This is a genomic window from Plantactinospora sp. CA-290183, from assembly GCF_050936375.1.
GTDB lineage: Bacteria > Actinomycetota > Actinomycetes > Mycobacteriales > Micromonosporaceae > Plantactinospora.
The window spans coordinates 335499-354381 of sequence record NZ_JBNJMX010000003.1 but is presented as its reverse complement, the minus strand read 5'-3'; the positions used below and the strand labels follow the sequence as shown (position 1 = coordinate 354381).

The following is an 18883-nucleotide window of genomic DNA, read 5'->3' as shown; positions in this document are numbered from 1 at the left end:
CCGGTGCCGGCGGCCTGGCGGAACCGGGCGACCACGATGGCTGAGCCGCGCCGGCCCGAGCGCCTCGACCAGCCGCGCGAGCCCCGCCGGCTCAGCATGCCCCGCCTCGACCCGGAGGCGTTCGGCCGCTGGTCCGAGGGGATCGCCCGCTACATGGGTACGGCGAACTTCATCGTCTGCATGACGGTGGTGATCGCGATCTGGCTCGGCTGGAACACGCTGGCCCCGCCCGACCTGCGGTTCGACCCGTACACCTTCACGTTCCTGACCCTGCTCCTCTCCCTACAGGCGTCCTACGCGGCGCCGCTGATCCTGCTCGCCCAGGGTCGGCAGGCGGCCCGGGACCGGCTGGCCATGGAGGAGGACCGGCGGCGGGCGGCGATGCAGAAGGCCGACACCGAGTACCTGGCCCGGGAGATCGCGGCGCTGCGGATCGCGCTCGGCGAGGTCGCCACCCGCGACTTTCTCCGGTCGGAGCTGGCCCGGCTCCTGGAGGAGCTGGACGAACAGGCCCAGCGCCGGCAGCGCTCGGACCGCCGGCAGGGCCGCCGGGAGCTGGAGCGCGCGTCCCGGCCCGGCCGGACGGCGGAGATCTCCGAACCGGCGGACGAGGTGGACGGGGACTGACCGGCGGCGGGGCGCCCGGGCTCCGCGCGGCGGCGGTAGCGCGGGTGCCCGCCGACCCGGGAGGGAGAAGAAAACGCCGCGCGCCTCAAGGGGCTAGGCGCGCGGCGAACTCCAACGATCGTCGCACCCTGGCGGGTACGGCGTCTACCGCCGAATCGCCAATTCCGTACGCCCGGCCGTACGCCCGGCCTGCCCGCCGCGCCGTACGATTCGGTCACACCGGCTCCCCGTGCGCGGCTGGTCGCCGCTCGCGGCGACGTAGCATTGCGGCATGTCTGCCCCCGCCGCTCCCGGTCGCGCCGCCGCCTCCCCCGTCCCCGGTTCGGAAGCCCGGCCCGGGAACTCCGTCGAGGAGGCGATCCAGGCCGCGCTGGCCACGGTCGACGACCCCGAGATCCGCCGCCCGATCACCGAGCTGGGCATGGTGCGCTCCGCCGTGCTCGGCGCCGACAGCACGGTACGGGTCGAGCTGCTGCTCACCGTCGCCGGCTGCCCGTTGCGCGACAAGCTCCGCTCGGACATCACCTCGGCCCTCGCGGCGGTTCCCGGGGTGACCGGGGTGGAGATCGACTTCGGGGTGATGACGCCGGAGCAGCGGCAGGCACTCCAGACGCGGCTGCGCGGCGGTGGCGGTGCGACCGAGGAGCCGGTGATCCCCTTCGCCCAGCCCGGCTCCCGGACCCGGGTCTACGCGGTCGCCAGCGGCAAGGGCGGGGTCGGCAAGTCGAGCGTCACGGTGAACCTGGCCGCCGCGCTGGCCGCCAAGGGCCTGTCGGTGGGTGTCGTGGACGCGGACATCTACGGCCACTCCGTGCCCCGGATGCTCGGCACCGAGGCCCGGCCCACCCGGGTCGAGGACATGATCATGCCGCCCCAGGCGCACGGGGTGAAGCTGATCTCGATCGGCATGTTCACCGCGGGCAACGCCGCCGTGGTCTGGCGCGGGCCGATGCTGCACCGGGCGTTGCAGCAGTTCCTCGCCGACGTCTACTGGGGCGACCTGGACGTACTCCTGCTCGATCTGCCGCCGGGCACCGGCGACGTGGCGATCTCGCTGGCCCAGCTGCTCCCCAACGCGGAGGTCCTGGTCGTCACCACCCCGCAGACCGCGGCGGCCGAGGTGGCCGAGCGGGCGGGTGCGATCGCCCTGCAGACCCACCAGCGGCTGGCCGGCGTGGTGGAGAACATGTCCTGGCTCGAACTGCCCGACGGTTCCCGGATGGAGGTCTTCGGCTCCGGGGGCGGCGCCACCGTCGCCGAGTCGCTGACCCGGGTGATCGGGGCGCAGGTGCCGCTGCTGGGTCAGATCCCGCTGGACACCCGGGTACGGGAGGCGGGCGACAACGGCATCCCGATCGTGCTGGCCGATCCCGACGCACCCGCGGCGCAGGCGCTGAACGCGGTCGCCGACCGGCTGGCGGTCCGGCGCGAGACCCTGCTCGGCAAGTCGCTCGGCCTGCGCCCCGTCGGTCGCTGATCCGTCCCCACCCTGGCTGACCGGCCGGCGGCGGGCCACATGACCGGCCGGACCGGGGCCGCCAATTGCCGTGCCCCGGGTCAGGTGGCGTCTGCCGTGCCCCGGTCAGGTGGCGTCGGCGTCGAAGGCCCGGGGCTGTGCCCCGACCGGCGGAGCGCTGCCGGCGGCCGAGCCGCCGGCGCCCGCCGAGCCGCTGACACCGGCCGCGGTCGAGCCGGCGGCACCGGTGGACGCCGCCGACGCGCGGATGTCGGCGGCGGAGGCGACCTCGCCGAATTCCCGCTGCACGTCGGTCAGATCCGAGCGGATCTTGTCGTACGTGCCCTGCAGCGGCTTGCGGATCGCCTCCTCGTCCTCCTCGCTCAGCAGATGCTTGCGGATGAACGCCTTCGGGTGCAGATCCTCGAGCTGGATGTCGGTGCCGAGTTCCCGGCTCAGGTCGCCGGTCGCGTTGCGGGCCATGTCGCGCAGGTTCCGGAGCATCCGGAGACCGTCACTGATCACGTTCGGCAGCCGGTCACCGAAAATCAGCAGGGCGACCAGCAGCAGCGCACCGATCTCCCACCAGTTCAGATTCTCGAACACGCCCGCCTCCTCATGCCACTCCCGGCAAGAGTACGCACGTCGGCGCCACCGACGGGAGGGGGAGCGACCGGCTACTTCGCATCCGCGGCAAGCGTTACCGACGCCGACTGCTGGGCGGACCCACGCCGATACTCGACGTTCACCACCGAGCCGGGCGCGTACTTGCGCACCAGGGCGATCAGGTCGCTCGGCTCCGCCAGCGACCGGCCGTCGAGCTTGACCACCACGTCACCGGCGCGCAGCCCCGCGTCGGCCGCCGGACCGGCCGGGTCGACCGAGGCGATGCGTACCCCGCCGGCCCCGCCCGCGCGGGCACCGCCGACCTGGGCGCCGATGATGGTCCGCCGGGCCCGGCCGGTGTCGATGATCTCCTGGGCCAGCCGTTTGGCCTGGTTGATCGGGATCGCGAAGGCCAGGCCGACGTTGCCGGCCGTCTCCTCGTCGGCGGCCGGGGACTGGATCACCGAGTTGACGCCGATCACCCGGCCCGCGCTGTCGACCAGCGGTCCCCCGGAGTTGCCCCGGTTCACCGCCGCGTCGGTCTGGATCGCCGCGTAGTACCGCACCTGCCCACCGGGCTCGCCGTTCTGGAAGGTCCGGTCGAGCGCGCTGACGATGCCCGAGGTGACCGTGTTGGCCAGCGAGAGCGGGGTACCGAAGGCGAGCACCGGATCGCCGACCGCGATGCCGTCGGAGTCACCGAACTCCACCGGCGCCAGCCCCGTCCGGGACACCTTGATCACCGCGATGTCCGACTCGGGGTCCTTGCCGACCACCTGCGCCGGAGCGGTGGAGCCGTCGTTGAAGACCACCGTCGCGGTGTCCGTACCACCGCCGACGACGTGGTCGTTGGTGATCACGTAGCCGTCCTGGGTGACCACGAAACCGGAGCCGAGCCCGACCCCGCCGCTGCTGCTGACCCGTACGGTCACGACGCTGGGCAGCAGCCGCTCGGCGACACCGGCCAGCGACTCGGGGGGTCGGCGGGCGGCCGGTGGCGGCTCCGCACTGCCCGCACCCAGGCTCACCGGTCCCGCAGAGCCGCCCCGCACCGCGAACGCGTAGCCCAGGGAACCACCGAGGGCGCCGGCCAGCAGCGCGGTGACCAGCGAGACCAGGAACACCGGGGCCAGACCCCGAGGCCGTACCGCGTCCGGATCGGTGACCGGCTCCGGCGCCATCGCCTCGCCCGACGGCGCCGCCTGCACCACCACGGCGGCCGGGGTGTGCGGGTCCCGCCACGGGTCGCGCAGCGCATCGGACCACCACGGGGACGATCCCGGATCGGGGCCGCCGGCGGATGCCGCCGACGCGCCCACGGTGGGGGCCACGGCCGGCGGCGTGTACGCCGGCGTCGCGGACCCATCGGGCTGGCGCCAGTTCCAGCCGTCCGTCACGTTCGCTGCCTCCCAGTCCGTCCCCTGGAGTCCGGGCGCCGCGCGGCAGGCGACCGCTTCCGGCCGCGGCGTCCGGGTTCCGCCTCCAGGATTGCACGAATGGCTGAATACGGGTCAGGGGTTGTCCGAGGCGTGGATCGCATTGGCCGACACGTGGCTGCCGATCACGGCCCGTCGCCCTTAGGCTCATACCCGCAACCCGCCGCCCCGTTCCGCCCCGCCATCCCCTGCCGCCCGGAGGTGCCCCATCGCCACGGCCGCCCGGTCAGTCGACACGACGACCGCACAGGCGCTCCAGTTCGCCGAAGCGTACGTCGCCGAGGACCTGGTCCTGCGCACCGCTCGTAGCCTCGCCGCCGAGGTCGGCCTCGACGCGGTCACCCCGGGAGCGGGCGCGCTGCTGCGGCTGCTGGCCGCCGCCGGCAGTGCCCGGGCGGTGGTCGAGATCGGCACCGGCACCGGCGTGAGCGGGGTCTGGCTGCTGCGCGGCATGCGCCCGGACGGCATCCTGACCACCATCGACGTCGAGACCGAGCACCAGCGGATCGCCCGACGGATCTTCCAGGAGGCGGGCTTCGCCTCCGGGCGTACCCGGATCATCACCGGGCGGGCCCTGGACGTGCTGCCCCGGCTCGCCGACGGGGTCTACGACCTGATCTTCGTCGACTCCGACGTCGCCGAGTACAGCGCCTGCGTCGAGGCCGCGCTGCGGTTGCTGCGCCCGGGCGGGATGCTGGCGCTGCACGGCGCGCTGGCCGCCGGCCGGATCGGCGACCCGGCGGCCCGGGACGTGGGGACGGTGACGGTACGCGAGATCGTCAAGGCGGTCCGCGAGTCGGAGGAGTGGATTCCCGCGCTGCTGCCCGCCGGTGAGGGAGTGCTGGTCGCGGTCAAGCGCTGAGCGGCCACCGGGCGGCGGGTCACCCGGCGCGGGCCGCCAGCCAGCGCAGCAGGGTCCGTACGCCCCAGCCGGTGGCGCCCCTGACCAGTTCGCCGTCGTGATTGTCCGACCAGGACGGTGCGGACATGTCCACGTGCACCCAGCGGTCCCGCAGTTCACCGGTGAACTCGCGCAGGTAGAGGGCGGCGACGACGGAGCCGGCGCCCTGGGCCGGGGCGCTGTAGAGGTCGGCGAGGTCGCTGCCGAGATATTCCACGTAGTCGGCCGGCAGCGGCATCCGCCAGGCCCGTTCGCCCGCCGCGCCAGCCGCCTCGATCAGCTCGGTGGCGAGTTCGTCGTTCTCGCTGTAGAGCGCCGCCGTCCGCTTGCCCAGCGCGACCGCGTTCGCCCCGGTCAGGGTGGCCAGGTCGACGAGCAGGTCCGGCGCCAGCCGCCGCACCGCGTACGCGAGGGCGTCGGCGAGCACCAGCCGCCCCTCGGCGTCGCTGTTGGTCGTCTCGCTGGTCAGCCCGCCGTAGTGCCGGACCACGTCGCCGGGGCGGAACGCCGAGCCGCTGGGCATGTTCTCGGCTAGTGGGGCGAGCGCGGTCAGCCGTACCGGCAGGTTCAGCGCGGCGGCCCCGAGGGTGGCCGCGATCACCGCAGCGGCCCCGGCCATGTCCTTGCGCATCAGCTTCATGCCCTCACGGGGCTTGATCGAGAGCCCGCCGGTGTCGAAGGTGATGCCCTTGCCGACCAGCACCACGTGCCGGCGTGCCTCGGCGGGGCGCCAGCTCAGTTCCACCAGGCGCGGCCCCTGGGCGGATCCGCCGCCGACGGCGAGGAGGCCGCCGAAGCCCTCGGCGGCGAGCCGGTCCGGCTCGCGGATGTCGACGGTCAGCCCCGGCCGGCCCTGGGCCGCCGCGGCCACCTGGCCGGCGAACCAGGCCGGGGTCTTCAACGCGGACGGGGTCATCGTCAGGTCCCGGGCGAACCGGGTCGCCTCGGCGGTCACCCGGGCGCTCTCCAGGGCCGCCGCGTGGGGCTCCGGGTCGGCGATCGCGAGCAGCACCTCAGCGAGGGCCGGCCGGTCGTCCCGCTCCGTGGACGCGGCCGGTATCCGGAACCGGTACGAGGCGAGCCAGAGCCCCTCCGCCAGCCCGCGTACCGCCTCCGGCGCTGCATCGACCGGCATCGCTATAGTGATCGAAGTCTCATCCGCCGCGGCCCGGGCCAGTGCGGCTCCCGCGGCCCGCCAGCCGGCCTCGTCCCCGTCGCCCACTCCGACCAGCAGCAGCAGGGTCGGCCCGCCCTGTGGCCGGATCGACCGGTGGGTGGTGCCGGCGGTGCCGGGGTGCGCCAGGTGGGGCAGCAGCCCGGTCGCCTCGGCGGCCCACTCAGCCCGGAGGGTCGGGTCGAGCAGTCGGGCGCCGCCGCGTCCGGGCGCGGCCGGGCCGCCCGCCGGGCCGCCGTCCGGCTCCTCGGCGGGCTGCTCCCGGTCCGGCCGGACGGGGAGGACCAGCGTGTCGGATCCGGTGGGATCGACTACCAGACGGATCGAGAGCACGCCGAACTACCTCCAGGGAAAGGGCGAGTTGGGGCCCGAGAGGGGGCACACCCCGGCCACGGCCCGACATGACGACCCTGGGCCACCGGCACGCCGGTGGCCCAGGGCTGACGGACCCCTCCGGGCGTCAGCCACCGCCCGGAGCACTTTTCACTCAGCCGGCGGCGGCCTTCAGCGCGTCACCGAGCGCGTTGGCCTCGTCGGGAGTCATCTCGACGACGAGCCGGCCACCACCCTCCAGCGGAACCCGCATGACGATGCCCCGGCCCTCCTTGGTGACTTCCAGCGGACCGTCGCCCGTCCGCGGCTTCATCGCCGCCATCTTGTCTCCCCTCAGACCTTCACCAGGGTCGGTGGGTTGCCCCACATCCATTTCGCAGCCTCACCGCGCTCAAGGCCCGCGGTGCCGACCAACGATTTTCCCTGATGAACACCGCCGGACCCAAACCGAACCACAACTGATGTAACAGCATCTAGCATATCTTGAGAACTGCTGTCACAATGTGCGGTCATGCAGGCACGGTCGGCACTCTTCGACCTGTATGGCGACTATCTCCGGTCCCGGGGTGGTCGCGCACCCGTTGCCGCCCTGGTGAAGCTCCTCTCGCCGCTCGGGATCGCGCCTCCGGCGGTCCGTACCGCGGTCTCCCGGATGGTGCGTCAGGGCTGGCTGCACCCCCTCCGGCTCGCCTCCGGGCCGGGTTATCTGCTCACGCCCCGGGCGGCCCGACGCCTCGACGAGGCGGCCGCCCGGATCTACCGCACCGGCCGGATGGGCTGGGACGGCCGGTTCGACCTGATCGTGCTCGACCCGCCCGTCAACCGTCGGGAGCGCCAGCGGCTCGCCGCCAACCTAACCTTCCTGGGCTACGGGATGCTGGACGAGCGCACCTGGGTGGCGACCCGCGCCGGCCAGGACGTCGACGGTCTGCTCGCCGAGAACGGCGTACGCTACGAGCGGTTCACCGCCGCCCACGCCGGGGGTACCCCGGGCGCGATGGCGGTGGTCCGGCGGGCCTGGGACCTCGACGAGATCGCCGAGGCGTACCAGGACTTCGTGGCCCGGCAGCGCCCGCTGCTCACCGCGGTCACCGTACGCAGCGGTGACGAGGACGCGTACGCCGCCCGCTTCCGGCTGGTGCACGCATGGCGTACGTTCCTGTTCCGGGATCCGCAACTGCCCCCCGCGCTGCTGCCCGAGCGGTGGCCGGGGACCAGTGCGGCGGTGTTCTTCGACCGGCACGCCGCCCGGCTCCGCCCGGCCGCCGACCGATTCGTCGAGCAGTGCCTCGACGCCTCCAGCCGTGTCGCCCGACAGAAGGGTTCGCGACCGTGACCGAGCCGTTGCTCATCGACCGCACCGACGCCGTGGTGACCCTGACCCTCAACCGTCCGGCGGCGATGAACGCGCTCGACGTCGCGCTGAAGGAGGCGCTGCGCGACACCCTGGCCGAGCTGGAACAGGACCGGTCCTGCCGGGCGGTGGTGCTCACCGGCGCCGGACAGGCCTTCTGCACCGGTCAGGAACTGCGGGAACACGCCGCCACCCTGGCCGCCGGCAACACCGATCCGCTGGCCACCGTGCGGGCCCACTACAACCCGATCGCCGCCCGGCTGGCCAACCTGGCCAAGCCGGTGGTGGCGGCGGTGCACGGCATGGCCGCCGGGGCCGGCGCCTCGCTGGCCTTCCTCGCCGACTTCCGGATCGGCGGCCCCCGGACCACCTTCCTGATGGCCTTCGCCAAGGTGGGGCTGGCCGGCGACACCGGCGCCTCCTGGTCGCTGCCCCGGCTGGTGGGGCACGCCAAGGCGATCGAGCTGCTGATGCTCGCCGAGCCGGTCGGCGCCGACGAGGCGCACCGGCTCGGGCTGCTCAACCGTCTGGTGGACGAGGACCAGGTGCTGCCGGCCGCCCAGGAGCTGGCCACCCGGCTCGCGGCCGGACCGACCATCGCGTACGGGGCGATCAAACGGCAGCTCTCGGTCGGCGACGCCGGCACCCTCTCCGAGGCGCTGGCGGCCGAGGCGCAGGCCCAGGCGATCTGCGGGGCCACCGCCGACCACCTCGCGGCCACCAGTGCCTTCGTCGAGAAGCGACGGCCGACCTTCCAGGGCCGGTAGCGGCACCCCGTACGCCCCGCCGCCCGGTCCCGGCGCATCGCCGGGCCAACGGATTTCGCCGCACCTGACCAGGGCGGTAAGCCCGTTGGGCGGTTCTCGCCGTTACGAATCATCTGTATATGTGCCTACAGTGGGCAACATGGCCGATCGAGACGCTGTCGCACACCTGCTGCGCCGGGCCACGTTCGGGCCGACGGCCGCCGAGGTCGACGCGGCCGAGCGGTCCGGGCTACCGGCGACCCTCGACCGGCTCCTCGCCCCGACGGGCGACGACCGCGGCGCAGCGGCCACCGCACCGCCCTCGCTGGGCGCCGACCCGTACGCCGACCTCGACAAGGGGGCCAGCCGGGAGCAGCGGCAGCAGGCCCAGCGGGAGCGTACGGAACAGGTGCGCCTGCTGAGCCAGTGGTGGCTGGACCGGATGGTCGCCGCCGACCACCAGCTGAGCGAGAAGCTGGTCTTCTTCTGGCACGGCCACTGGGCGACCAGCGTACGGAAGGTCAAGTCGGCGCAGCTCATGCTCGCCCAGCTCGACACGCTGCGCCGGTACGGCCGGGGCGAGTTCGGCGAGCTGGTCCGGGCGATGGTGCGGGATCCGGCGCTGATCCTGTGGCTGGACGGCCAGAAGAACACCCGGTCCGCCCCGAACGAGAACCTGGCCCGGGAGCTGATGGAGCTCTTCACCCTCGGCATCGGCAACTACACCGAGGCCGACGTCCGGGCCGGTGCGCGGGCACTGACCGGCTGGCAGGTGGAACGGGGCGCCGCCACGGCGAGGTTCGTGCCGCGCCGCCACGACCCGGGCGCGAAGACCATCCTCGGGCAGACGGCGGCGTTCGACGCCGACTCGTACGCCCGGCTGCTGGCCGGCCGACCCGAGGCCGCCTCCTTCGTCGCGGCCCGGCTCTGGTTCCGGTTCGCCGGCAAGGACACCCCGGTCCCGGCGCAGCTGGCCGGCGCGGGCGGCGGGACCCTCGGCGTGCTGCGGGCCCTCTTCACCCACCCCGACTTCGCGCGGACCCGGGGCCAACTCGTCAAGCAACCGGTGGAGTGGCTGGTCGGGGCGATGCGCCAGCTCGGCATCCGCCCCGCCGACCTTCCCGACGAGCAGCGCCGGGAGCTGGCCAACCGGCTGGCCGGGATGGACCAGGTGCCGTTGCGGCCGCCGAGCGTGGGCGGCTGGCCGGCCGGTGAGTCCTGGCTGACCACGTCGTCCCTGCAGGCCCGGATGCGACTGGCCACCCTGCTGGCCGGATCGGCCGCGCCGGCGGTACGCCAGCGGCTGGCCGCCGCACCCCAGGCGGGACGGCCGGACGCGCTGGCCCGGCTGCTGGTGGTGGACGCCTGGACCGCCCGTACCCGGGCCGCCCTGACCCCGCTGGCCGGCGACCCGGAACGGCTGATCGCCGCCGGGTTGATCAGCCCCGAGTACACGGTCTGCTGACCGGAAGGCGACGAGCGGATGGACATCCTCACCCGACGCAAATTTCTGATCGCCAGCGGCGTCGCCGGGGCGGGCGCGCTCGCGACCGGCGCCACGGCGTACACGCTGTCGGACCTGTTCGACACGGCCGGAGACGCCGACCCGGACAGCCGCACCCTGGTCCTGGTCACGCTCTACGGCGGCAACGACGGCCTGAACACGGTGGTCCCGTACGCCGACCCGGCCTACCAGGACGCCCGCCCCGAGCTGGCGTACTCGGCCGAGGAGGTCAAGCGGCTCGACGACCACGTGGGGCTGAACCCGGCCCTGGCCGGGCTGCACGGGCTCTACGGCGCCGGCCGGCTCGCGATCGTCCGGGGCGTGGGCTACCCGAAGCCCGATCGCAGCCACTTCCGCTCGATGGACATCTGGCAGACGGCCAACCCCGACCGGCCGGAGCCGACCGGTTGGCTGGGCCGCTGGCTGGACGGCGCCGGTGGGGACCCCCGGCTGGCGGTCTCCTTCGAGCCGTCCCTGCCGCCCCTGCTGGCGGGAGCGCGCAGCGCCGGTGCCGCCGTACCGGTGAACGGGCGGCAGGCCCGGCGGGGGTTCGGGGCCGAGACGCTGGCGTCGCTCGCCGTACCGCAGCCGGGCGAACCGGCCGGTCAGGCCCGGGCGGCTGCCTGCTTCGCCGACCTGCGCGCGGTGGAGACGATGATCGCCGAGGTACGGGAAGCCGGGGAGTCGGCCGAGCCGACCGACCCACCGGGCGACGAGCCGGCGGCGACCGCGACCGGCGGTGCCCAGACCCCGTTGCAGGCCCAGCTCGACCTGGTGGCGCAGTGTGTCGAGGCCGGGGTGTCCAGCCGGGTCTTCTCGGTGTCGTTGGGCGGTTTCGACACCCACGCCGACGAGAAGCAGCTCCAGGCGGTGCTGCTCGGGCAGGTGGACCGGGCGCTGTCCGGGTTCGCCGACCGGATGAGCCGGACCGAGGCCGGGCGCCGGGTCGTGGTGGCGGTGTATTCGGAGTTCGGCCGGCGGGTCCGGGCCAACGCCTCGGACGGCACCGACCACGGCACCGCCTCGGATGTCTTCCTGCTCGGCGCGGGCGTACGCGGTGGCCTCTACGGCGAGCCGCCGAGCCTCACCGACCTCGACGACGGGGACCTGCGGTTCGGCACCGACTTCCGGGACGTCTACGCCACGCTGCTGGAGCGAGTGCTCGACACCGACCCGGGTCCGGTGCTCCACGACTGGCCCGGCCGGTTGCCGGACGTGGTGGCCTGAGCCGGGGCCCGGCCCTGGCCCGCCGGGCCGGGATCAGTCGTCGTCCTCCTCCGGGTCCTGGTTGGCCTCGGCGCCGAGCACGAACGCCTGCATCGCCAGCTCGTCGTCGGACGGGGAGACGAAGGCCGGCAGCTCGCGTGGGCCGAGCTCCTGCACGTACGACCAGAAGAGCCGGACCGCCTCGGCCGGCGACGCGGCCTCGATCGGCAGGTCGAGGCTGACCAGCCAGGTGCGCCGGCCCGGCGGCGGGCCGACCCGCCCGGCCAGCTCGCGGTAGAGCGCCGGGTCGACCGGGGTGACCGGGCCGTCGAGGGCGAGCCGGTCGGCCGGCACCGGCTCGTCGAAGACCTGCCGGGTGTACGTCACCGCGAGCGAGCCCGTCTCCGCCGGACCGGACTGCGGGTCGTCCGGGTCCCGCTCGGCGGCCTCGTCGACGGCCGCCACCCGGCCCAACGCCACCACCAGCGGCGGCTGCTCGTCGCGCACCACCAGCACGGGTTCTCCCGGACCGGGCCGGTGCCGCCCCGACAGGCCGGTCAGTTCGAGGATGTCGTGGTGGAAGAGCCGCTCGGCCTCGTAGCGCTCGCCGGGGATGACGACGGCCCAGGCGCCGGGCGGGGCCGGGTCGTCCACGCCGGCGCCCCGCCCACCCAGGCCGACCGTCCCGGTCCGGGCGCTCACGCCGGCGCTCCGGCGTGCTCGGCGCGGGCCCGGGGTCGCACCGCGCCGGGTCGACCGGCCCGCTCGCTCCGCTCGCTCATGCCGCTATCCCATCACGGCCGCGGCGGGCGGTTTCGGGTGGCTGCCGGTCCAGACGTGGCAGTCGGCGAGATGGTCGTCCACCATCCCGGTGGCCTGCATCAGGGCGTAGGCGGTGGTGGGGCCGACGAACCGGAAGCCCCGCTTCTTGAGCGCCTTGGCCATCGCGGTCGACTCGGGGGTGACGGCGGGCACCTCGGCGAAGGAGCGCGGCCGGGCCGCCCGGGGCGGGGGCGCGAACGACCAGAGCAGCGCCGCGAGCCCGTCGGGCAGCGCGATGGCGGCCCGCGCGTTGGCGACGGCCGCCTCGATCTTGGCCCGGTTCCGGACGATGCCGGCGTCGGCGAGCAGCCGGGCCACGTCGGCGGGGCCGTAGCCGGCGACGGTCTCCAGGTGGAACCCGTCGAAGGCGGCCCGGAACGCCGGTCGCTTGCGCAGGATGGTCAGCCACGACAGCCCCGACTGGAACGCCTCCAGGGTGAGGCGTTCGTAGAGCCCGTCGTCGCCGTGCAGCCGCCGGCCCCACTCCTCGTCGTGGTAGGCCTGGTAGTCGGGCGTGCTCGCACCCCAGGCGCAGCGGGCCAGCCCGTCGGCGCCGGTCAGCAGATCTGTCACGCACCAACGGTAGGCCAGCCGTCCGACAACCGGCCGGCACCGGACGGCCGAACCGGACAGCCGGGCCGGGACCGGGACGGCCCGGCCGCCGGATCAGGGCAGCCGGCCCTGCTCCACCAGTCGGGCGAACCGCTTCAGGGCCTGGGTGAGGCCGACCTTCGACCCGGGCCAGAGCACCGGCCAGGCGAACCGTCCGGCGGAGCCGCCCGGGAGGTGGAACCACTCGTGCCAGACCACCTGGGTCCGGTCCCGGTCCATCTGGGTGCAGCGCAGCACGCCGGGCCCCCGCAGGAGCCGACCGCAGTGCACCACCCGGACCTCGTACGGTGCGTCGACCCGGACCACCCGCATCTCGTCCCGCAGCACCGCCGGGCCGACGCTGGTGACCGCCTCCACGAGGCTGCCCTCGCCGCCGTCGCCCTGGACCAGCCGGACCCGGGTGAACGGGATCCAGTCGGACTGCCGCTCCCACGCGGTCAACGCGGCGAACACCCGCGGTGCGGGCGCGTCGACGATGACGGTGGCGGTGACCTCGCCGGCGCCCGGCCGGGCCGCGGTGCGGAACTCCTCGCCGTCCGCCGCCGCGCCGCTCACGCCCGCTCCGGCTGGGTCGCCGGTCCGCTCGGCCCGGCCGCGTCGGCGGGCACGATCCGGCGGGTCGGCCGCTCCAGGTCCGCCCCGTCGGCCTCGGGCGCCTCCGCGTGCCCGTCGCCACCGGTCCGGGTACGGGCCGTCGGCGCGTCGTCGGCGTGCGTCTCCGGGGCGACCGTGCCGGTCGCGTCGGCCGGAACGGGGCCACCCGGCTGGTCCAGCGCGGCGGCCGGCAGCGGCGTGCGGGGCTCGCCCGGGACGGTGTGCGCGGGGGCGGTGTGCGCGGGGGCGCGGTCGGCCGGGACGGTGGAGCCGGCCGGGACGGCCGGTTCGGGTGCCCCGGCCGGGACCGGCGTGCCGGGCTGACCGGGCTGGTCGGGCTGACCGGGCTGGTCGGGCTGACCGGGCTGGCCGGGCGGTGCGGGTACCGACAGCGGTGGGCCGTCAACCGGTACGGGGGCGTCGGTCGGGGATACCGCCCCGCCGCCGAGGGGCACCGCTGCCGCCGGCGCGGTATTGGCTCCGGCCGCCCCGAGCGCGGCCTCCCGCGCCCGGCGCAGCGCCTCGGCCTCGTCGGCCCGCCCGTCGCGCAGCGCCGCCACCTCGGCCTCCAGCACGTCGATCAACTCGTCCTTGTAGCCGATGTCGTAGGCCACCCGCCGCAACGCCTGGTCGACCTGGGCCATCCGGTAGCCGCGTACCGCGGTGTCGAAGCGGACCTCACCGACGTCGGGCTCGCGCAGCGGTCGGTTGGCCGGCAACGACGTCGCGCGGCCGTCGGGCTCGGCGGTCGCCAGACCCGGATCGGTGCCGGTCACGAGCACGGTCACGCCGAAGACCACCGCCGCGACGGTCAACGCCACGACCAGAAGGAGCAGAACCTGACCCATCCGCCGATCGTGGCATGCGGAGGCGGGCCGAGCGACCCCGCCACCCCGCTGTTTCCTCAACAGCCGTCCGCGCCACCGCACCGGCACGGCGGCGCGGTGCCCTCGGGCGTACCGGGAAACGGCGCCGACTAGCGTCAGCGGCGGCGGGAACCGGAGCGGGAGGAGGGTCGATGGCGGACGCGTTACGGCTGGGACGGCGCACCTTCGCACCCGGGGAACTCACCGTGATGGCGATCGTGAACCGTACTCCGGACTCGTTCTTCGACCGGGGCGCGACGTTCGCGGCGGAGAGTGCGCTGCGCGCGGTCGACCGGGCCGTGGCCGACGGGGCGGAGATCGTCGACATCGGCGGGGTGAAGGCGGGGCCCGGCGCGGAGGTCGGCGTGGCGGAGGAGATCCGCCGGACGGTGGACCTGATCGCGGCGGTCCGGGCCGCCCACCCCGATCTGGTGATCTCCATCGACACCTGGCGGGCCGAGGTCGCCGTCGAGGCGGTACGGGCGGGCGCCGACCTGCTCAACGACACCTGGTCCGGCGCGGATCCGGCGCTCGCCCGGGTCGCCGCCGACACCGGGGTGGGGCTGCTCTGCTCGCACGCCGGTGGGCTGCCGCCGCGTACCCGCCCGCACCGGGTGGCCTTCGACGACGTGGTGGCCGACGTGGTGGGCACGGTGAGCGGGCTCGCCGAGCGGGCGGTCCGGCTCGGCGTACGCCCGGACGGCATCCTGATCGATCCCGCGCACGACTTCGGCAAGAACACCCGGCACTCGCTGGAGGTCACCCGGCGGCTGGCCGACCTCACCGCGACCGGCTGGCCGGTGCTGGTGGCGCTCTCGAACAAGGACTTCATCGGCGAGACCCTGGACCTGCCGGTCGAGGAGCGGCTGGAGGGCACCCTGGCGGCGACCGCCGTGTCGGCCTGGCTGGGAGCCCGGGTGTTCCGTGCCCACCAGGTACGGCCGACCCGGCGGGTGCTGGACATGGTCGCCTCGATCCGGGGGGACCGTCCGCCGGCACTGTCCCGGCGTGGACTCGCCTGACCCGGCGCTTGCGCCGCACGGCGGCGCCGCCGGCCTCACTCCGTCCAGCGCAGGATGTTCTTGCGCCACGCGTAGAGGATGCCGAGGGCGAGCACGGCGACGAAGATCGCCATCTCCACGACCGTGGTGACGCCGAACCCGGGCCGGTCGAAGACCACCGCCCAGGGGAAGAGGAAGACCGCCTCGACCGCGAAGAGCACGTAGAGGTAGGCGTAGACGTAGTAGCGAATCTGCATCTGGGCCCAGTCGCTGCCGACCGGGTCGAGCCCGCACTCGTAGCTGGTCCGCTTGCCCGGCGGGTCGGCGGGCCGGGCCGGCCGCAGCAGCCGGTTGGCGGAGAACGCCCCGACGAAGACCAGTACGCTGGCGAGCAACAGCAGCCCCAGCGTCGCGTACGACCCCAGGTATCCGGTCACGTACGGCAGCCTACCGGGCCCGTGATCTGAATTACGACACGAGTTTCCGGGCAGGACAAAAGCGGGCTAATGCTCCCATCGTCGTGTCCCATACGACGGACCTTAGGCAAGGATCACCAACGACCGTCGTAGGCTCTGAAGTGAAAGATTGGAGCGGGGCGGGCCCCACCACCACGCCGACCCGCCACCTGCGCTCAAGGAGGACATGTGGCCGAGCAAGGCGAGGTCACCCCCGAGCTCAGCCCGTCCCCCCGGGCCGAGCGAAGCGGGGGGCCGCTGTGACCAAGCAGGTCCGTCAACTGGACCGGGTGGTCATCCGGTTCGCTGGCGACTCCGGTGACGGCATGCAGCTCACCGGGGACCGGTTCACCTCGGAAACCGCCCAACTGGGTAACGACATCTCCACCCTGCCCAACTTCCCCGCCGAGATCCGCGCCCCCGCCGGGACCCTACCCGGCGTCTCCAGCTTCCAGGTGCATTTCGCGGACTACGACATCCTGACCCCCGGCGACGCCCCCAACGTGCTGGTCGCGATGAACCCGGCCGCGCTCAAGGCCAACGTCGCCGACCTGCCGCGCGGCGCCGACATCATCGTCAACACCGACGAGTTCACCCGGCGCAACCTGGCGAAGGTGGGCTACCAGGTCAGCCCGCTCGATGACGGCTCGCTGGAGGGCTACGCCCTGCACCCGGTCGCGCTGACCTCGATGACCGTCGGGGCGCTCGCCGCGCACGACGTGTCGAAGAAGGACGCGGAGCGGGCGAAGAACATGTTCGCCCTCGGCCTGCTCTCCTGGATGTACTCGCGCCCGTACGCGTCGACGATCCGGTTCCTGGAGCGCAAGTTCGCGGCCCGGCCCGAACTCGTCGCGGCCAACACGGCGGCGTTCAAGGCGGGCTGGAACTTCGGCGAGACCACGGAGGACTTCGCGGTCCGCTACGAGGTCAAACCGGCCCGGATGAACCCGGGCACCTACCGCAACATCACCGGCAACGCGGCGCTCTCGCTCGGCCTGGTCGCCGCCGGCGTGCGGTCGGGGCTGCCGGTCTTCCTGGGCGCCTACCCGATCACCCCGGCCTCCGACATCCTGCACGAGCTGAGCAAGCACAAGCGGTTCGGTGTCACCACGGTGCAGGCCGAGGACGAGATCGCGGCCATCGGGGCGGCACTCGGCGCCTCGTACGGCGGTGCGCTCGGCGTGACCACCACCTCCGGTCCGGGGGTGGCGCTGAAGGGCGAGACGATCTCCCTGGCGGTGGCGCTGGAGCTGCCGCTGGTCATCGTCGACGTGCAGCGGGCCGGCCCGTCGACCGGCATGCCGACCAAGACCGAGCAGGCCGACCTCAACATGGCGCTGTTCGGCCGGCACGGCGAGGCGCCGGTGGCGGTGATCGCGCCCCGCTCGCCGTCGGACTGCTTCCACGCGGCGTTGGAGGCGGCCCGGATCGCGCTGACCCACCGCACCCCGGTGATCCTGCTGTCGGACAACTACGTGGCCAACGGCTCGGAGCCGTGGCTGCTGCCGGACGTCGCGTCCCTGCCCGACCTGCGGGTGGAGTTCGCCACCGCGCCGAACGGCGAGGACGGCACGTTCCTGCCCTACCTGCGGGATCCGGACACCCTCGCCCGGCCGTGGGCGGTCCCCGGCACGCCGGGGCTGGAGCACCGCATCGGCGGCCTGGAGAAGGCCGACAAGACCGGTGACATCTCGTACGACCCGGCGAACCACGACTTCATGGTCCGGACCCGGGCGGCGCGGATCGAGGCGATCCAGGTGCCGGACGTCGAGGTGGAGGACCCGGACTCCGACGCCCGGGTGCTGGTGCTCGGCTGGGGCTCCACGTACGGGCCGATCGGCGCGGCCTGCCGGGGGCTGCGCCAGCGCGGCCTGCCGGTGGCCCAGGCGCACCTGCGGCACCTGGCTCCGCTGCCGGCCAACCTCGGCGAGGTGGTGCGCCGCTACGAGCGGGTGGTGATCCCGGAGATGAACCTCGGTCAGCTCGCCCACGTGATCCGGGCCCGTTACCTGGTCGACGCGATCCCCTACAACCAGGTACGCGGGCTGCCGTTCACCGCCGCCGAGCTGGAGACCATGCTGGAAGAGGTAGTCAAGAATGCCTGAGGCGATGGATTCCGCCGGCGGTGCGAACGGGACGCCGGTGGCCCTCAAGCTCACCGCGAAGGACTTCAAGTCCGACCAGGAGGTGCGCTGGTGTCCCGGCTGCGGCGACTACGCGATCCTGGCCGCGGTGCAGCAGTTCATGCCCGAGCTGCGGATTCCCCGGGAGCGGATCGTCTTCGTCTCTGGGATCGGCTGCTCGTCCCGCTTCCCGTACTACATGAACACCTACGGGCTGCACTCGATCCACGGCCGCGCGCCGGCCATCGCCACCGGGCTGTCGGTGTCGCGGCCGGACCTCTCGGTCTGGGTGGTGACCGGTGACGGTGACGCGTTGTCGATCGGTGGCAACCACCTGATCCACGCCCTGCGGCGCAACGTCAACCTGAAGATCCTGCTCTTCAACAACCAGATCTACGGCCTGACCAAGGGGCAGTACTCGCCCACCTCGGAGGTCGGCAAGATCACCAAGTCGACGCCGGTCGGGTCGGCCGACTCGCCGTTCAACCCGCTGTCGCTGGCGCTCGGCGCCGAGGCGAGCTTCGTGGCCCGCACCATCGACTCGGACCGCAAGCACCTCCAGTCGGTGCTCCGGGCCGCCGCGGAGCACCAGGGCTCGGCGTTCGTGGAGATCTACCAGAACTGCAACATCTTCAACGACGGCGCGTTCGACGAGTTGAAGGAGCCGGGCACCCGGGACGACTACCTGATCCGGCTGGAGCACGGGCAGCCGATCACGTTCGGCTCGCAGGGCCAGTTCTGTGTCGTACATCCGCCGGGCGGCTTCGGTCTGGAGGTGCGGGAGACGTCGACCGTGCCCGCCGGGGAGATCGTCGTGCACGACGCGACCGTGGCGGAGCCGGCGTACGCCTTCGCGCTCTCCCGGCTGCCCGGTTTCGCCCTGCGCAACACCCCGATCGGGATCTTCCGCAACGTCGACCGCCCGACCTACGACGGAGTGGTGCAGGAGCAGCTCCAGGCCGCCCGGGCCAAGGCCACCGGCACGCCGGAGGAGCAGCTCGCCGGCCTGCTGAACAGCGGCGACACCTGGACCATCCTGTAGCACCGCGACGATCCGGAGGACGCCC

General features: G+C 73.9%; 18 protein-coding genes and 1 pseudogene. 10 read left to right on the top strand and 9 right to left on the bottom strand.

The window, feature by feature from the left end:
- Positions 1 to 36: 36 nt before the first annotated feature.
- Entirely contained in the window at positions 37 to 627 is a 591-nt protein-coding gene (locus ACQEUR_RS09735; protein WP_433028564.1) for a DUF1003 domain-containing protein, read from the top strand.
- Positions 628 to 898: 271 nt separating this feature from the next.
- Positions 899 to 2104, top strand: coding sequence for an Mrp/NBP35 family ATP-binding protein (locus ACQEUR_RS09730; RefSeq protein ID WP_433028562.1), 1206 nt, complete (start codon positions 899 to 901; stop codon positions 2102 to 2104).
- 105 nt (positions 2105 to 2209) lie between these two features.
- Here the strand turns inward: ACQEUR_RS09730 and ACQEUR_RS09725 are convergent, their stop codons facing one another.
- Both ACQEUR_RS09725 and ACQEUR_RS09720 read right to left on the bottom strand, forming a co-directional pair.
- Positions 2210 to 2689, bottom strand: a complete 480-nt coding sequence (locus ACQEUR_RS09725) for a preprotein translocase subunit TatB (RefSeq protein ID WP_433028560.1) — start codon at positions 2687 to 2689, stop codon at positions 2210 to 2212.
- A 71-nt stretch (positions 2690 to 2760) separates the two neighbouring features.
- Positions 2761 to 4020: a S1C family serine protease gene (locus ACQEUR_RS09720; RefSeq protein ID WP_433028995.1), complete on the bottom strand. Its 1260-nt coding sequence runs from the start codon at positions 4018 to 4020 to the stop codon at positions 2761 to 2763.
- Positions 4021 to 4411: 391 nt separating this feature from the next.
- On the opposite strand from ACQEUR_RS09720, the gene ACQEUR_RS09715 reads away from it, so the two are divergent.
- Complete coding sequence (locus tag ACQEUR_RS09715; RefSeq protein ID WP_433028993.1) at positions 4412 to 4987, top strand: O-methyltransferase; 576 nt, start codon at positions 4412 to 4414, stop codon at positions 4985 to 4987.
- Positions 4988 to 5006: 19 nt separating this feature from the next.
- Here the strand turns inward: ACQEUR_RS09715 and ACQEUR_RS09710 are convergent, their stop codons facing one another.
- Positions 5007 to 6533, bottom strand: a complete 1527-nt coding sequence (locus tag ACQEUR_RS09710) for a leucyl aminopeptidase family protein (protein ID WP_433028558.1) — start codon at positions 6531 to 6533, stop codon at positions 5007 to 5009.
- 154 nt (positions 6534 to 6687) lie between these two features.
- Positions 6688 to 6855, bottom strand: a complete 168-nt coding sequence (locus ACQEUR_RS09705) for a DUF3117 domain-containing protein (protein ID WP_007455245.1) — start codon at positions 6853 to 6855, stop codon at positions 6688 to 6690.
- Positions 6856 to 7044: 189 nt separating this feature from the next.
- Here ACQEUR_RS09705 and ACQEUR_RS09700 point away from each other — a divergent pair, with 189 nt between their 5' ends.
- The 4 genes from ACQEUR_RS09700 to ACQEUR_RS09685 all read left to right on the top strand — a co-directional run bounded on the left by ACQEUR_RS09700 (position 7045) and on the right by ACQEUR_RS09685 (position 11364).
- Positions 7045 to 7869 carry a PaaX family transcriptional regulator gene (locus ACQEUR_RS09700; RefSeq protein ID WP_433028556.1) on the top strand — a complete coding sequence of 275 codons (825 nt, stop codon included), beginning with the start codon at positions 7045 to 7047 and terminating at the stop codon, positions 7867 to 7869.
- On the top strand, positions 7866 to 8654 hold the full coding sequence (locus ACQEUR_RS09695; RefSeq protein ID WP_433028554.1) for an enoyl-CoA hydratase/isomerase family protein: 789 nt from the start codon (positions 7866 to 7868) through the stop codon (positions 8652 to 8654). The genes ACQEUR_RS09700 and ACQEUR_RS09695 overlap by 4 nt, the downstream gene beginning before the upstream one ends.
- Before the next feature lie 139 nt (positions 8655 to 8793).
- On the top strand, positions 8794 to 10098 hold the full coding sequence (locus ACQEUR_RS09690; RefSeq protein WP_433028552.1) for a DUF1800 domain-containing protein: 1305 nt from the start codon (positions 8794 to 8796) through the stop codon (positions 10096 to 10098).
- 18 nt (positions 10099 to 10116) lie between these two features.
- Positions 10117 to 11364 (top strand): DUF1501 domain-containing protein, encoded by a 1248-nt coding sequence (locus tag ACQEUR_RS09685; protein WP_433028550.1) that lies wholly within the window; start codon positions 10117 to 10119, stop codon positions 11362 to 11364.
- Positions 11365 to 11397: 33 nt separating this feature from the next.
- Here ACQEUR_RS09685 and ACQEUR_RS09680 read toward each other — a convergent pair whose 3' ends face one another.
- The 4 genes and pseudogenes from ACQEUR_RS09680 to ACQEUR_RS09665 all read right to left on the bottom strand — a co-directional run.
- The gene (locus ACQEUR_RS09680; protein WP_433028991.1) at positions 11398 to 12018 is read right to left on the bottom strand and encodes a hypothetical protein; all 621 of its coding nucleotides are present in this window, start codon (positions 12016 to 12018) and stop codon (positions 11398 to 11400) included.
- Between the two features lie 111 nt (positions 12019 to 12129).
- Positions 12130 to 12738 carry a DNA-3-methyladenine glycosylase I gene (locus tag ACQEUR_RS09675; RefSeq protein ID WP_433028548.1) on the bottom strand — a complete coding sequence of 203 codons (609 nt, stop codon included), beginning with the start codon at positions 12736 to 12738 and terminating at the stop codon, positions 12130 to 12132.
- Between the two features lie 93 nt (positions 12739 to 12831).
- A complete protein-coding gene (locus ACQEUR_RS09670; RefSeq protein ID WP_433028546.1) occupies positions 12832 to 13332 on the bottom strand; it encodes an SRPBCC family protein in 501 nt (166 codons plus the stop codon).
- Positions 13333 to 13856: 524 nt separating this feature from the next.
- Positions 13857 to 14219, bottom strand: a pseudogene (locus tag ACQEUR_RS09665) (DivIVA domain-containing protein); the annotation flags it as partial.
- Between the two features lie 170 nt (positions 14220 to 14389).
- On the opposite strand from ACQEUR_RS09665, the gene folP reads away from it, so the two are divergent.
- Positions 14390 to 15259 (top strand): dihydropteroate synthase, encoded by an 870-nt coding sequence (gene folP / locus ACQEUR_RS09660; protein WP_433028544.1) that lies wholly within the window; start codon positions 14390 to 14392, stop codon positions 15257 to 15259.
- 35 nt (positions 15260 to 15294) lie between these two features.
- On the opposite strand, the gene ndhC is transcribed toward folP, so the two are convergent.
- Complete coding sequence (gene ndhC / locus ACQEUR_RS09655; protein WP_433028542.1) at positions 15295 to 15675, bottom strand: NADH-quinone oxidoreductase subunit A; 381 nt, start codon at positions 15673 to 15675, stop codon at positions 15295 to 15297.
- 278 nt (positions 15676 to 15953) lie between these two features.
- Between ndhC and ACQEUR_RS09650 the strand changes: the two genes are divergently transcribed.
- Both ACQEUR_RS09650 and ACQEUR_RS09645 read left to right on the top strand, forming a co-directional pair.
- A complete protein-coding gene (locus ACQEUR_RS09650) occupies positions 15954 to 17798 on the top strand; it encodes a 2-oxoacid:acceptor oxidoreductase subunit alpha (RefSeq protein ID WP_433028540.1) in 1845 nt (614 codons plus the stop codon).
- The gene (locus ACQEUR_RS09645; protein WP_433028538.1) at positions 17791 to 18858 is read left to right on the top strand and encodes a 2-oxoacid:ferredoxin oxidoreductase subunit beta; all 1068 of its coding nucleotides are present in this window, start codon (positions 17791 to 17793) and stop codon (positions 18856 to 18858) included. The genes ACQEUR_RS09650 and ACQEUR_RS09645 overlap by 8 nt, the downstream gene beginning before the upstream one ends.
- Positions 18859 to 18883: the final 25 nt, after the last annotated feature.

What these genes read in the sequence shown, in the direction of transcription:
- ACQEUR_RS09735 (WP_433028564.1), top strand. Translation starts at nt 37, where the DNA reads ATGGCTGAGCCGCGCCGGCCCGAGCGCCTCGACCAGCCGCGCGAGCCC.
- ACQEUR_RS09730 (WP_433028562.1), top strand. Translation starts at nt 899, where the DNA reads ATGTCTGCCCCCGCCGCTCCCGGTCGCGCCGCCGCCTCCCCCGTCCCC.
- ACQEUR_RS09705 (WP_007455245.1), bottom strand. Translation starts at nt 6,855, where the DNA reads ATGGCGGCGATGAAGCCGCGGACGGGCGACGGTCCGCTGGAAGTCACC.
- ACQEUR_RS09700 (WP_433028556.1), top strand. Translation starts at nt 7,045, where the DNA reads ATGCAGGCACGGTCGGCACTCTTCGACCTGTATGGCGACTATCTCCGG.
- ACQEUR_RS09690 (WP_433028552.1), top strand. Translation starts at nt 8,794, where the DNA reads ATGGCCGATCGAGACGCTGTCGCACACCTGCTGCGCCGGGCCACGTTC.
- ACQEUR_RS09685 (WP_433028550.1), top strand. Translation starts at nt 10,117, where the DNA reads ATGGACATCCTCACCCGACGCAAATTTCTGATCGCCAGCGGCGTCGCC.
- folP (WP_433028544.1), top strand. Translation starts at nt 14,390, where the DNA reads ATGGCGGACGCGTTACGGCTGGGACGGCGCACCTTCGCACCCGGGGAA.
- ACQEUR_RS09645 (WP_433028538.1), top strand. Translation starts at nt 17,791, where the DNA reads ATGCCTGAGGCGATGGATTCCGCCGGCGGTGCGAACGGGACGCCGGTG.